13 protein-coding genes are annotated in these 13,013 nt (G+C 46.7%); 1 reads left to right on the top strand and 12 read right to left on the bottom strand.

The features are described 5' to 3' along the window. Positions 1-92 precede the first annotated feature (92 nt). Together ACM0P2_RS00835 and ACM0P2_RS00830 are read right to left on the bottom strand one after the other, a co-directional pair. Positions 93-1,295, bottom strand: a complete 1,203-nt coding sequence (locus ACM0P2_RS00835) for a diguanylate phosphodiesterase (RefSeq protein WP_419227120.1) — start codon at positions 1,293-1,295, stop codon at positions 93-95. A 147-nt stretch (positions 1,296-1,442) separates the two neighbouring features. Beyond that, positions 1,443-1,754 carry a hypothetical protein gene (locus ACM0P2_RS00830; RefSeq protein ID WP_236547089.1) on the bottom strand — a complete coding sequence of 104 codons (312 nt, stop codon included), beginning with the start codon at positions 1,752-1,754 and terminating at the stop codon, positions 1,443-1,445. A gap of 241 nt (positions 1,755-1,995) precedes the next feature. On the opposite strand from ACM0P2_RS00830, the gene ACM0P2_RS00825 reads away from it, so the two are divergent. Further along, positions 1,996-2,463: a hypothetical protein gene (locus ACM0P2_RS00825; RefSeq protein WP_159118259.1), complete on the top strand. Its 468-nt coding sequence runs from the start codon at positions 1,996-1,998 to the stop codon at positions 2,461-2,463. Here ACM0P2_RS00825 and ACM0P2_RS00820 read toward each other — a convergent pair. The 10 genes from ACM0P2_RS00820 to ACM0P2_RS00775 all read right to left on the bottom strand — a co-directional run bounded on the left by ACM0P2_RS00820 (position 2,460) and on the right by ACM0P2_RS00775 (position 13,001). Further along, the gene (locus tag ACM0P2_RS00820) at positions 2,460-3,641 is read right to left on the bottom strand and encodes an NAD(P)/FAD-dependent oxidoreductase (protein WP_159118260.1); all 1,182 of its coding nucleotides are present in this window, start codon (positions 3,639-3,641) and stop codon (positions 2,460-2,462) included. The two genes, ACM0P2_RS00825 and ACM0P2_RS00820, sit on opposite strands and share 4 nt — an antisense overlap. Further along, complete coding sequence (locus tag ACM0P2_RS00815) at positions 3,634-4,674, bottom strand: ABC transporter ATP-binding protein (protein WP_159118261.1); 1,041 nt, start codon at positions 4,672-4,674, stop codon at positions 3,634-3,636. The genes ACM0P2_RS00820 and ACM0P2_RS00815 overlap by 8 nt, the downstream gene beginning before the upstream one ends. Continuing rightward, the gene (locus tag ACM0P2_RS00810; protein WP_120962939.1) at positions 4,674-6,197 is read right to left on the bottom strand and encodes an ABC transporter permease; all 1,524 of its coding nucleotides are present in this window, start codon (positions 6,195-6,197) and stop codon (positions 4,674-4,676) included. The genes ACM0P2_RS00815 and ACM0P2_RS00810 overlap by 1 nt, the downstream gene beginning before the upstream one ends. Beyond that, positions 6,194-7,228, bottom strand: a complete 1,035-nt coding sequence (locus ACM0P2_RS00805) for an extracellular solute-binding protein (protein WP_173359553.1) — start codon at positions 7,226-7,228, stop codon at positions 6,194-6,196. The genes ACM0P2_RS00810 and ACM0P2_RS00805 overlap by 4 nt, the downstream gene beginning before the upstream one ends. A 9-nt stretch (positions 7,229-7,237) precedes the next feature. Then, on the bottom strand, positions 7,238-8,047 hold the full coding sequence (locus ACM0P2_RS00800; protein WP_159118263.1) for a hypothetical protein: 810 nt from the start codon (positions 8,045-8,047) through the stop codon (positions 7,238-7,240). 345 nt (positions 8,048-8,392) lie between these two features. After that, positions 8,393-8,866 (bottom strand): peroxiredoxin, encoded by a 474-nt coding sequence (locus ACM0P2_RS00795; RefSeq protein WP_159118264.1) that lies wholly within the window; start codon positions 8,864-8,866, stop codon positions 8,393-8,395. 1 nt (position 8,867) lies between these two features. Further along, positions 8,868-9,653: a class I SAM-dependent methyltransferase gene (locus tag ACM0P2_RS00790; RefSeq protein ID WP_159118265.1), complete on the bottom strand. Its 786-nt coding sequence runs from the start codon at positions 9,651-9,653 to the stop codon at positions 8,868-8,870. After that, on the bottom strand, positions 9,646-11,718 hold the full coding sequence (gene recG, locus ACM0P2_RS00785; protein WP_159118266.1) for an ATP-dependent DNA helicase RecG: 2,073 nt from the start codon (positions 11,716-11,718) through the stop codon (positions 9,646-9,648). The genes ACM0P2_RS00790 and recG overlap by 8 nt, the downstream gene beginning before the upstream one ends. A gap of 185 nt (positions 11,719-11,903) precedes the next feature. Beyond that, complete coding sequence (gene trmH / locus ACM0P2_RS00780; protein WP_159118267.1) at positions 11,904-12,611, bottom strand: tRNA (guanosine(18)-2'-O)-methyltransferase TrmH; 708 nt, start codon at positions 12,609-12,611, stop codon at positions 11,904-11,906. A 3-nt stretch (positions 12,612-12,614) separates the two neighbouring features. Continuing rightward, positions 12,615-13,001 carry a RidA family protein gene (locus ACM0P2_RS00775; RefSeq protein WP_014975316.1) on the bottom strand — a complete coding sequence of 129 codons (387 nt, stop codon included), beginning with the start codon at positions 12,999-13,001 and terminating at the stop codon, positions 12,615-12,617. Positions 13,002-13,013 lie beyond the last annotated feature (12 nt).

Here is a 13,013-nt window from a genome sequence, read left to right as displayed (position 1 = left end):
TTTATACCTATAAAGCGTAGTTGAGAAATGAGAAAACACAGCAAAATCTCACCGAAGATTAACTCAGCGGCCAGGTTTGATACAGCTTCCTGCTAGAGAGTTTCGCCGTCCACCTGAAATTTGACCTCTGCAATACCGTTAAGACAAGGCTTTGCAAATAAAAAACCTTGGAATCTTTGCACGCCAATGTGTTGTAACCACAACCACTCTTCTATTGTCTCTACCCCTTCAACGACAAGCGGAATCCCCATTGCATTAGCAAACTCTAATACCGCTTCAGTAATGGCTTGCCGATGGCCATTCTCGTGAATTCCTGTGGTAATTTTTCTGTCTAGCTTTATTTTGTCTGGGGAAAAGTCAGCAAGCAGCGATAGCCCTGCGTAGCCGGCGCCAAAATCGTCTATGGCAATTCTGATACCGCGAGACCGAATGCACTCAATAGCTTCGAAAAAAGCGTCGTTCTCTTTGATTATTTCTGTTTCGGTTACCTCTAACACTAACTGATCTGGCTTGAGTCCGCTTTGCTTCAATAATTTATATAAATATTCGCCCACATCAGGTAAGTAAGTAATTGCGCCGGGACATAAATTAATAGAGAGTGACTGAGTTGGGTTGAGTAACTTCGCCCCTTGAGCAATAGCAATGGCTTTACTTTCAAGGTCAAACTTATACTTCTCTTCACCGTCTAAGCAATCGAGTATCGCTTCAGGAAACTTGCCATCGTCACTTCTTATCAAGGCTTCTAATGACGTGATTTTGCCTTTAAAGGTGTCGATGATTGGCTGGAATGCAAATTGGATGTGTGAGCTCTCAAACTGAGCAATCGAGGTAGCCTTAGTGATGACTTTAGCACTTACCCGCTTGCGTTCCTCATTGCTCAAACAGGTGCGCCATTTTCCAGAGGCAAAGCTGTTTAATAACGCAAACATTCTTCCTTCTCTACTAAGGCTGAGGTCTGGTGGTAGCCAGTAGCAACGACTGCCCTCGTTCACGGCCAGAGTCCTTAGCGACCATTCACCAAAATCTCTTTTATGAACGACAAGTTCAGTCACTTTTGCAATATTGGTGTGCCGGCTGTCTTCTTTGATGTGTTCGAAAAGCGATTGAACAACTTCGCTCTTCCCTTCAAGTACCTGAAAAAAATAGTCACCATCAAATAACAAGATACCTGTAATGTTGTTTTCTTGATTAAAAGGTAGAGAGTCTGATGTGATCTTTAGTAAGTCATCCTCACTAAAGTTTGCCGTTGCTTTGCTTCTATAAATTAGCTGTTTAAGCACTAATGCCCCGCTCACTTAAGATTGCTACTTTCCATGTGGTGGATTTGCCATACATTAAAGGGCATGCCGTCAGAGTTAATGTTAACGACACTACTTCAGTATAGACATTACTTAAAAACTCACCAACGTGAATCGAAACGTCTTTGGCTGTGAGGATGGTATTTAGCGTCTTTCTATAGCAGGAATTTCTAAGTAGGCGTCAGGGTCTGACTCTTTTAACGCATTGAGCTTTCGTTTTCTGTCGGCACGCGCATCAATGGTTTCTCCAAACACTTCAATGTGCAAGTCGGCGATGAGTGCTTTTCCTTCTTCCTTAGTGAGCAGCCCCATTAATTCACCAGCGTGCATAAAGCCTTGCACTCTGTATTTGTCTGCATCCACGTTTTTACCCGCTTTACTTGCCGAATATAGTCGCATTAGTTGTGTTGTGCATGCTTCAATAAAACGCGCTTTTTCACCATGGCTCGACATCATTCTTTTCCTTTAAAACAGACGCTAAAAACTCCACTCTAGCGAGTTTCAACGTATATAGATAGATAACAACGTCTATAAAATAACACCATAAACATCCTTAGTTTCAATAATTTTCGACTAAAGTTCATTACCACAAAAGCCTCACGAATCCTATGCTTAATCTCACATCAGCCAGTCCACCTTAGGGTTAGAGACGACTGCTCTCTATGAAGTCACGGTGAGAAGGTAAATGAGGCGCGTTATGCAAGAAATTAAAGTAATAATTCTGTTAGCTGTTTTGTCATGCTCCCCATTTACTTATGCCAAAGACGCGGGACATCACTGGCAGTCAGCACCCCACCATTTGTCTGCACTGGTAGGTACAACCTACACCAAAGATCACGGGAACGCGTTCACATTAGGCATAGACTACGAATACCGGGTGAGCGATTTTTTAGGGGTGGGGATTGTCGCAGAGTACGCTTATGAAGACCTGGATGCGTATACTTATCTATTGGTCGCAGACCTTCACATTACTCACAATTTTATTGCACAAATTGGCCCTGGCGTAGAATTTCATGGCAGCCATAAAATGGAAGTGGTTCGATTAGGCTTTTTGTACGAGTTTGAAGTGTCTGGCTTTACCATCTCACCACAGCTTCATTACGATTATCACCGCAACCATAAAAGCGCAGTGGTTGCAGGGCTTGCTATTGGTATGTCGTTTTAAACCACTTGCCCGGCAGCCCAGCCACTGCTCCACGCCCACTGGAAGTTAAACCCGCCGAGCCAGCCGGTAACGTCAACCACTTCGCCAATGAAGTAAAGGCCTTCTACGTTTTTAGCCATCATGGTTTTTGATGATAGGTCATTAGTATCTACACCACCTATAGTAACTTCGGCGGTTCTATATCCTTCTGTACCGTTGGGTTTTACCTGCCAATTTTCAAGCGTGTCAGCAATGGCGTCACATTCCCCATGAGTAAGCTGTTTTACCGGTACGTTGCGCCAGTTATGATACTCAATAAAGCTCTGGACCATTCGCTTGGGGAATACTTTATTTAGGCAGGTAGCCAGCAGCGCATCTGGCGTTTCTGTGCGCGCGTTTTGCAAAAGTTTAGCGGCATCGTCATTGGGCAACGTGTTAATACTTAAGCTGTCCCCCGCCTCCCAATAGCTGGAAATTTGCAGCATAGCTGGGCCACTTAACCCCCGATGGGTAAAAAGCATAGCCTCTTTAAACGTGGTGTCATTACAGCTCGCATAAACGTCTACGGCAATTCCGCTAAGTTCAGCCAGCGTTTCTTTGTCTTTATCGTGCAGAGTAAATGGAACGAGAGCAGCACGGGTAGGTAAAACATTAAGTCCGAATTGTTCAGCAACTTTGTAACCGAATGGGGTAGCACCAAGCTTTGGCATACTCAAGCCGCCAGTCGCAATAACCAGCGACTCACACTCATAATCCCCATTTGTAGTAGAAAGTAAGTACCCACTTTCAGTTTTTTCTACCGTCGATATTTCACAGCGCGTGGTGATAGTCACGTTGGCTTTATCACATTCCTTAAGCAATAAGTCGACGATATCTTTGGCACTGTCGTCACAAAACAATTGGCCCAAGGTCTTTTCGTGATAGGCAATACCGTGTTCGGCAACCAAGCTAATAAAGTCCCATTGGGTGTAGCGGCTAAGTGCTGACTTACAAAAATGTGGATTCTGCGATAGAAAGTTCTCGGGGCTGGCATACATATTTGTGAAGTTACAGCGGCCGCCGCCAGACATAAGGATTTTACGCCCCACTTTCTTTGCATGGTCGAGCACTTCTACGCTACGTCCGCGAGCCCCAGCCTGGGCCGCACAAAAAAGCCCTGCAGCACCTGCACCAATAACTATCACATCGCGCTTAATCACGGTGGTCCTTTGGAAACACCGCTAGCGGGTGTGTAGTAATAAGCTGAACGAAAGCGCGGTTACCCGGCTTTATAGCATTCTCGTGGCTAACACGTACTTTTAGCTCGTCGCCGCTATCTAACCCCACTGCGTACAGTCGGCTTTCGCCTTCGTATCGTACCCACTCAATGGTGCAGTTAGTTTCATTAAGCGTAGCGTCTAAGCTTAAATCATCAGGGCGAACCAGCAAATCAACATTACCGTTGGCACCTTGAAGCGGCGTGCCTGGCACCTTGCCAATTTCTGTAACAACCGTTTTATCAGTATTTGCTTCGCTGTTGTCGAAAGTTGCACTTAAGAAACTTGCCTCTCCCATAAAGCGCGCTACAAAACGGCTAGCTGGCGAAGAGTAACAGGCTTCTGGCGTATCTAATTGCTCTAGCACGCCTCTATTTAAAATTCCCACTCTGTCGCCAACGCTAAGCGCTTCTTCTTGGTCATGGGTGACCCAAATAGCGGGCACACCTGCTTTTTTAAGCGCATCGCGAATTTCCCAACGCAAACTATCTTTAAGCGCGGCATCTAAGTTTGAAAGCGGCTCATCAAGCAATACATAAGCCGGCTCGTGGGCCAACGTTCTTGCTAATGCTACCCGTTGTTTTTGTCCGCCAGATAAACGCGCGGGTTTGGCATCTCGAAAGTTATCCAGCCCTAAAAGTTCTAACCAGTGATCAGCCAGCTTCGTATCTTTTAAACGAAAGCACACATTCTGCTGCACGGTAAGGTGTGGAAAAAGCGCAAAATCTTGAAACACCATACCCACGTTACGTTTTTCAGGCGGAACATGCTTGCTAGACGTGCTTTGCCATTTACCCAAGCTCATGGAACCCTCGGAGATGGGGATAAGCCCTGCAAGTGCTTGCAAAATAGTAGTTTTACCGCAGCCGGTTGGCCCCACTAGCATGAGGATTTCGTCTTGACCAAGCTCAAGATTTAACTTGTCGACAACGCGGGTAGACCCATAATTCACTGACAAATTACTAACACTTAGCATTACGAACGATCATCCTCAGTAACGGTAAATTGGGCTTTTCTTTCGCCCGATAGCATGAGTATTAATCCCACACCTGATAATAAAACTAATAATAACCCCGGCACAGCGGCACGACCAAAGTAGCCTGCCTCATAAACCCGCCACATGTATGTGGCTAATGTTTCAAACCCGGTAGGTCCCAGCATTAGCGTGGCCGGCAACTCACGCATGGCTTCTAGAAATACTAACGCAGCGCCTGCAATCATACCACGTAGGGTTAGCGGTAGCGTAACGCGAATAAACGCTTCCCGTGGGCTGGCACCGAGTACACGGGCGGCTTTCACTAGCCCTGAATCAATATTTTCGGCAGTGCTTCTTACGCTACCAACAGCAAGGGGTATAAAGCGCAGCACGTAAGCCATCACCAGCAAACTTAGCGTTTGATAAAGGGCTGGCAGATATTTAAGACCAACGTAAACCAAGGCTGTTCCCATAACAATACCGGGAACACCAAAGCCAAAATAGGTGATACGCTCCATAAGTCGCCCCGCTTTACCGGCAATCGCAGCATGAGCGACGGGAATAGCGAGTAAGACGGCAACAATGGCGGCTAAAAATGACGCATGGGCAGAATTCCACGCATAGCTAAATTCAAAACCACCTGTACCTTCTCGCACTAACCACAGCGTGAAAATAGCAAGTGGAAGTACAATAGCCATAAATACCACCGGCATGGTGGATAGCAGCATCAGGTTGCGCTGCCAGCGAGCTGGAAATAACGATAAATGCCTGCCTGGGCGTTCTTGAGCGCCGCTTACACGGCTCTCTATAAATAGAATTAGCCCAACAATAACCATAAGCTGCAGGCTTAGCATGGCCGCCTGGCTCAATCCGAACGCATTGTATTCAACAAAAATTACGCGGGTGAACGTGTCGAAGCCCATTATGGCTGGTGTACCAAAGTCAGACAACGCATAAAGCGCAGCAAGTAAAGCGCCCGCCGCAACACTATTAACGACACGCGGCAACACAACGCGCCAAAGGCTAGCGCCTAGGGATAAACCTAACGTGCGGGCAGCATTAACTAAACTAGCATCTAAACTCAAAAGGCTGGAACGGGTTGTCATCATCACGAAAGGATACGTGTACAGACTCATTACTAATGCAGAGCCCCACAAACCGCTAATGGGCGGCGTTGAAATACCTAAAATGTTTTCTATTTCTCCGCCCCGACCAAAAGAAAAGTACATCGCAAACGCGCCAATATAGCTAGGTAGAGCTAGAGGGGCTGCGAGTAGAATAAGCCAGAAACGCTTAAACGGCATTTGCACATAGGCCGTGAGAAAGGCTAGAGGGACACCAATAAGCACAGACCCAATTATGGTAAGTACCACCAGCGAAACAGTGTTGCCTAAAACCCTTAGATTATGAGTATCGAAAAGCTGCGCACTATCTTGAGCTAAAGAAAACAAAACGCCGACGGGCAATAAAGCCATCAGCGCGATAAGTAGTGCCAGTGGATACGACTTTGGCCAGTTTGTCACAGTACGCCGACTTCCCTCATAAGATTAAGGGTGGGGCGTAAATCAGCCAGTTTGCGAAGGTCCATTTCTGGCGGAGAGAGCGTGCTCAAACTTGCTAAGCCCTGTGGCTGTTCAACGCCTTGGACTAAAGGTATTTCGTAAGCTTCACGAGCAAGATACGACTGCACTTCTTGTGACAGCAAATAGCGAATAAAGTTAACCGGTAAGTCACCTTCACTTAACGCGACAATACCAGAAGCGTTAACCAAACAGCCCGCATCACCCTTACTGTAAGCGAGGGCTACATTGGCGTTGGGTTTACCCGACTTAAGACGAAGCGTGTAGTAGTGGTTGGCAAAACCAATGTCCACTTCTCCACGTTCTACGCCCATCACCACGCCAAGCTCGCCGGCATATTTTTTGGCGTGCTTGTTAATTCCTTTCAGCCAGGCTTTAGTGGCCTTGTCGCCTTCTAAAATACGCATTGCTGTTACAAATGACTGGAACGACGAATAAGCCGGTGCCCAACCCACTTTCAAATCGCTATCGGCCAGCGCCATTACGCTTTCTGGAATTTGCTCGGGCTTAACACGCTCTGTGTTATAAGGCAGTGTGCGCACACGACCTGTTACCGGTGACCAGCTAGGATACTGAAAATCTTCGCGAAGCTGCGAACGCAAGTCGTTTGGCAAAGGTTTGGCAGCGCCAGCATCGGTGACTACACCAATTGAACCGGTATCCACTGCCCAGAAAAGGTCAGCGCGCTTTACGCCCGCTTTCGTCTCAGCAACAATGGTATTTGCAAGTGCTGCCGATCCGCCTCTTCTTACCTTTAAGTTAAGTTTTGGGTTGCGTTTTTCAATAGCTTTTAGAACATTCTCGTATAGACCGCCCTCGCCGCGACCTAAATATAAGGTAAGCTTGCCTTCTAATTTTGGTAATGATTCAACAGACACGCTACCTGTTTGCGTCATTGCCTGAGCAAGGCCAAAGGGCAAGCCTGATAAAGCACCCGCTGCAGCTAAGCCTTGTAAGAATGTTCTACGTTGCATACACCTTCCTTAAAATACGTCTTTGCGACTTTGCTCTACTTCGACTAACAGCGCTCGGGCGCGATCAAGCTTGACCTGCATAGACTCGACTACTTTACGCACAGCATCTACGCCTTTGTCTTTCGAGATAGCCTGAGGAAGCGTAACGTTAAAGTCTTTTTCAAGGTCTTCAACCAATGCTGCGTCTTTTGCAATCAAGTCACCTTCCACGCCTTCAAAGCGCTGAAGATAAGTATCGTGAACAAGTGTTGTTGCGACCTCGTGCAGTTGTTCTGCATACTTCGCAACCACGCGATCAAGACGTGTTTTAATATCATCGATTACTTCAGGGCCAGTGGTCGGTTCTTTTTCAGTGGTTTGAACCTTGTTCACTAACCCTTTCTTTTGATACTGGGCTGCAAGTTTAACTGCGCCTAGCGCCTGCCACAAGGCATGATTTAGCTTCTCTTGCTCTACGCGCACGTCAGAAACTGGCTTACCTTCATCAATAGCTACCTTTACACCATAAATACCTTGCCAAATTGAAGCATAGATAGGCACGTATTGGGTTTCGATAGCTGAGTGGAAGTCCACCTCTTCCCAATATTCGATGAGCGCGTCTGACTTAACAGACTTGTCTTTTGCTTCATACGCATCAACAACACCGCCAAACTTCTCTTCTAGCCAATGCACCTCTTCCGTATATTCACCAATGTGTGCGTGAAGATTGTTCACGTGATCGCCAATCGCACCGTTCGCAAATGCTTGAGACGATAGCATTGAGAATGTCACCGCTGATGCCAGAACCAAAGCACCCATTTTTTTCAGTGTTGTTGTCATAATTATTCCTAAAACGTTTGTCTTTTCGCGCAAATGATACTTATTATCATTAAGCAAGTAAAGGTAAGTGAACGAGTCCACACGCTATGTAGCTTGGCGTCCTCGCCTAAATGACATGCGCCTGAAACCCTCTTAACCATAATCTAAAGCAGATTAATGTTAGCTGAACATGTTGATATTTAACGCTATTCGTTAAGTGGGAGATCATACTCTGATGACATTTTAATGAATTTCAATGCTAAGTATACGGATATGTAAATTAATGAATATTCACGAACGCTTAAACGAAAAAAACCCGCAACCTAGGTTGCGGGCTTATCTTGACGTTTATGCTTTAAAGCGTGCTTACAGGCTATCTAGCATGGTTTGTGCGTCGCTTACGTCAAACCTACCTGGGTCTTCCACATTCAGCTTTTTCACTTCGCCATCTTCTACTAGCATTGAATAACGTAGCGAACGTAAGCCACCGAAATTTCCAGTGCCCATATCCAAACCAATTTGTTTAGTGAAGAAACCGTTACCATCAGCGAGCATTACAATTTCGTCCGCATTGTTCGCTTTACCCCATGCATCCATCACAAATGCATCGTTCACGCTTAAGCAGATAATAGTATCAATGCCTTTCGCTTTGATTTTATCAGCAAGCGCTACATAGCCCGGCAAGTGTGCTTGTGAACAGGTTGGCGTAAATGCTCCTGGCACTGCAAACAGTACAACGCGTTTTTCCGAAAACAACTCATTCGTTCCTGGGTTGGTTATTTCGCCATTTTCTAAAAGGCTAAAATCTACTTCAGGCAAAGTGCCCCCAACTTGTATCATGCTACTCTCCTAGATTTTTTTGACACAAATACACATCAAATCTGTGTTTTTTGCTTTCAATAGCCATTGATGCTTTCATTCCTGCCAGCACGTCTGCACTGTTTGGGCGTTTAACCACTACCCGGTGCGTGGCTAGCTCTAGTGCTGGCGGTAACAGCGCATCTGCGTCTGGATCATGACCAAGCAGTTGCTGAAACAGCCGCATTTCCTTTTTCACCAAGGCTGACTTCTTTTTGTGTGGGAACATGGGGTCTAAATAAATAGCGTTCACACTCTCACCACTGAAGTATTGCATTACCTCAGCACTATTTCCATGCCGTAAGGTCATTTGTGAAGCAAGTTCTGGAAAACTAAGCGCTAACCTGCGGATGCCGTCTTCAAGCAGCGCCGCTACAATAGGTGAACGTTCTATCATTGTCACTTTGCAGCCCACACTCACAAGTACAAAAGCGTCCCGTCCTAACCCAGGCGTAGCATCTACAACATGCCACTTTTCATTCCCTTTAAGGCCAATGGCTTTAACAATAGGCTCTTTACGGCCACCGCCATGCTGCTTTCGGTATAAACTGGCTGGTGACGCAAAGTCTACTTCTACTGGCAATACCTTTTTATCACTCGCGTCAGCAAGACCAAGCACACCATTTCTGACCTGAAGGTAGAACCCTTCATTATCTTTTTCACTATGAGTGATAACAGGGAAATTCCACTTTTCAGTTACCGCATTCACTAGCGCAGTATCATCACTACTGCTATTTTCAGCAAGAACTAAAGGCACACTATTAAGCATGGCCGTACTGCTCCTTGTGCCCTATCCATCTATTTATAATGGCTTGAGCGTGAGAGGGGTATTTGTCCCATAGCGTATACGCAATTTCTTGAACTTTTGGAATAAGTGCAGCGTCGCGCACTAAATCCGCTATTTTTAGCTCTGCCATTCCGGTTTGTTTGGTGCCCATAAATTCACCTGGGCCTCTAATTTCTAAATCTCGCTGTGCAATATAAAACCCATCATTCGACTCACGCAACACGCCCAGACGCTGAGTCGCCGTTTTAGATAATGGGCTTTGATACATAAGTACGCACTGACTTTCTACCGCACCTCGCCCCACCCTGCCTCTTAGCTGATGAAGCTGCGCCAACCCTAAACGCTCTGGGTTTTCAATGATCATGATACTGGCGTTTGGCACATCCACGCCCACTTCAATAACCGTAGTGGCTACCAGTAAGTCGAGTTTGCCATCTTTAAAGTCAGCCATAACTTGGGCCTTTTCCGCAGGTTTTAGTCGCCCGTGTACTAATCCTACCTGCAAGTCAGGTAGCGCGGTGCGCAATGTAACTGCGGCATCTTCTGCGGCCTGACACTCTAACACTTCAGATTCATCAATAAGCGTACATACCCAATAGGCTTGTCGGCCATTATCTTTACATGCCTGTCGCACCCGCTCTATAACGTCAGCTCGGCGTGTATCGGGTAACACGACTGTTTGTACTGGCGTTCTCCCGGGGGGGAGTTCATCAATAATCGACGTGTCTAAATCAGCATAGGCCGTCATCGCTAACGTTCTTGGGATAGGCGTGGCGGTCATGATCAACTGATGAGGATAGCGGCCCTGCTGTTCGCCCTTATCGCGAAGGGCCAAACGCTGATGTACCCCAAAGCGGTGCTGTTCATCCACAATAACCAACGCAAGCTGTTGATAGTTAACACTTTCTTGGAAGATTGCATGAGTGCCCACCAACATTTGAATATCGCCAGCTTCTAAGCGCGCCATTACTTCATTGCGCGCTTTTCCTTTAAGCTTTCCAGCAAGCCAACCTACCTCTATTCCCAAAGGCTCTAGCCATCCGCGAAAGTTATTCGCGTGCTGCTCTGCCAACAGCTCTGTAGGTGCCATTAACGCTACCTGATATCCTGCCCCAATGGCTGATAGTGCTGCCAGTGCGGCAACCAAGGTTTTACCTGAGCCAACGTCTCCTTGAACCAAGCGCATCATGGGTCGCGCATGCTGCATATCTTTTTGAATGTCTTGTACTACGCGAGCCTGAGCCCCTGTGGGTGAAAATGGCAGCTGCGCTAGCATTTTATCTATCAGTGGCTGATTCACTTGAATGGGAATACCGGGCTGAGCGTCAGACAGCTTACGCACTTTAAGCACGCTCAAGTGATGCGACAGTAGCTCTTCTAATATCAACCGATACTGAGCAGGGTGAAGCCCCTCTTCCATCTCATGTACGTCTACATCAGGTGGCGGACGATGCACTAAATGCAGAGCTTCGTTGAGGCTTATCTGCTCGTCATAAATGCCTTCAGGTAATAAATCTGCAAGTGCGCCTTTATCTAACAGCGCTAACGCTTGGTCGGTTAAATTGCGAAGGGTTAACTGCTTAACCCCGTCGGTAGTGGGGTAAACCGGCGTAAGCGACTCTTCGGTAGGTGGAGCATCCTCATCAACCAATTTAAATTCTGGGTGCATCATTTCAATGCCCCATTTCCCGGTGCGCACTTCACCAAAGCAGCGCACTGTGTTACCTGGTGTCATCATCGACCGCTGTACAGCACCGAAGTGAAAAAAACGCAGCGTAATAGTGCCCGTGCCGTCGCTTAGCTTAACCACTAACATGCGCTTTTTACCATACTGGATATCGGCGCTCATTACCTCGCCCTGCACGCTAACGTGAGTAAAGGGGCGACATTCGGCCACACTGTATATACGAGTTCTATCTTCGTAGCGATGTGGCAGATGAAACAAGATATCTTGAAGGGTAAACAAGCCAATTTTGTTGAGCTTTTCTGCCACCTTTGCGCCTACGCCTTTAAGCGCAGTTATGGGTGTAGTGGCCAGTGCTTGCATCAAGCGACATCCTTCTTTTAAACATTGCTTGCTTAAACGCTTTAAAGCTCAAGCAAATGTTATTCAACGTGTTATTGGATAGGAAGTGTAAAGGATTGTTGAGGGGTTGGCGAGTACGCTTTAGGCCAGTTTGTTAGGCTGGCCCCTATACAAGTGAGAGCAAAAGTAAAAGCAAAACCAGTGACTTAGTCAACTTCTAGTGCGTTTGCTTCTGCCTGGGTGATTTGCATCTCTTTCCACCAGTTTTCATCGGCATCAACTTCGCCCAATGAATTGATAGGAGGCAAAGGCAAACCCTTTCTCTGACATAGTTTGTATAAACGGGGATAGCCGTTTTGAAAAGCCAATGCCTGACATTCTTCTTCCGGCAACTGCTGGGTGCTATACATACCGGCAATAGTGCGCTGGCGCTGAGCCTCGTAAAGTACGAGAGCGGCTGCCACTGAAACGTTCAACGACTGCACCATGCCCATCATAGGTATAACAATGTCATGGTCGGCCATAGCCTTTGCTTCATCCGTTGCGCCATACTTCTCTTGACCAAACAAGATTGCTGTAGGCTTGGTATAGTCGATATCACGAAAATCTACCGCAGTCTCAGATAAATGAGTGACCAACACCTGCATGCCTTGGCCTTTTAGTTCAGCCATCGCATCGTTGATATTGTCGTGGTTGGTTTGGCGCACCCACTGCTGGCTCCCCATAGCCGTACCGCGACGAAACTGGTATTTCTTTTCCCAAACGGTATGAACGCGATGAATGCCTACCGCATCACACGTTCTTACTACCGCCGAAACGTTATGCGGCTTGTGCACATTTTCAAGGCAAACCGTAAGATCGGTTTGCCTTCTTTCCAGCACCTGTCTCATGCGCTGGTAACGCTCAGGTGACATGGCTTACTCCGGTAATTCCATTACACCGTCAATTTCAATTTGCGCACCTTTAGGCAGCGCTGAAACTTGAACGGCAGCACGCGCTGGGTAAGGTTTCGTGAAGTAACGGCTCATGATCTCATTAACCGTTGCAAAATGACCAAGGTCGATAAGGAAGATGTTCACTTTCACCAAATCGTTCGTTGTGCCGCCCGCCGCGTCACACACCGCTTTGATATTTTCAAAAACTTGAACAGCTTGCGCTTCAAAATCATCGGATACCATTTCCATGGTTTCAGCAACCAGCGGGATTTGGCCTGAAAGGTAAACAGTAGTACCCGCTTTTACCGCTTGGCTGTAAGTACCAATAGCAGCAGGTGCCTTATCGGTCTGAATAATAGACTTAGACATAGTAGTTCCTAA

Source organism: Alteromonas sp. OM2203 (genome assembly GCF_048517045.1).
Taxonomy (GTDB): Bacteria; Pseudomonadota; Gammaproteobacteria; order Enterobacterales; family Alteromonadaceae; genus Alteromonas; species Alteromonas gracilis.
This window is presented reverse-complemented; position numbering and strand designations above follow the sequence as displayed.

Coding starts and splice junctions, on each gene's coding strand:
- ACM0P2_RS00790 (WP_159118265.1), bottom strand. CDS start 9,653: ATGCTTAATAGTGTGCCTTTAGTTCTTGCTGAAAATAGCAGTAGTGAT.
- trmH (WP_159118267.1), bottom strand. CDS start 12,611: ATGTCACCTGAGCGTTACCAGCGCATGAGACAGGTGCTGGAAAGAAGG.
- ACM0P2_RS00800 (WP_159118263.1), bottom strand. CDS start 8,047: ATGACAACAACACTGAAAAAAATGGGTGCTTTGGTTCTGGCATCAGCG.
- ACM0P2_RS00825 (WP_159118259.1), top strand. CDS start 1,996: ATGCAAGAAATTAAAGTAATAATTCTGTTAGCTGTTTTGTCATGCTCC.
- ACM0P2_RS00815 (WP_159118261.1), bottom strand. CDS start 4,674: ATGCTAAGTGTTAGTAATTTGTCAGTGAATTATGGGTCTACCCGCGTT.
- ACM0P2_RS00795 (WP_159118264.1), bottom strand. CDS start 8,866: ATGATACAAGTTGGGGGCACTTTGCCTGAAGTAGATTTTAGCCTTTTA.
- recG (WP_159118266.1), bottom strand. CDS start 11,718: ATGCAAGCACTGGCCACTACACCCATAACTGCGCTTAAAGGCGTAGGC.
- ACM0P2_RS00830 (WP_236547089.1), bottom strand. CDS start 1,754: ATGATGTCGAGCCATGGTGAAAAAGCGCGTTTTATTGAAGCATGCACA.
- ACM0P2_RS00805 (WP_173359553.1), bottom strand. CDS start 7,228: ATGCAACGTAGAACATTCTTACAAGGCTTAGCTGCAGCGGGTGCTTTA.
- ACM0P2_RS00775 (WP_014975316.1), bottom strand. CDS start 13,001: ATGTCTAAGTCTATTATTCAGACCGATAAGGCACCTGCTGCTATTGGT.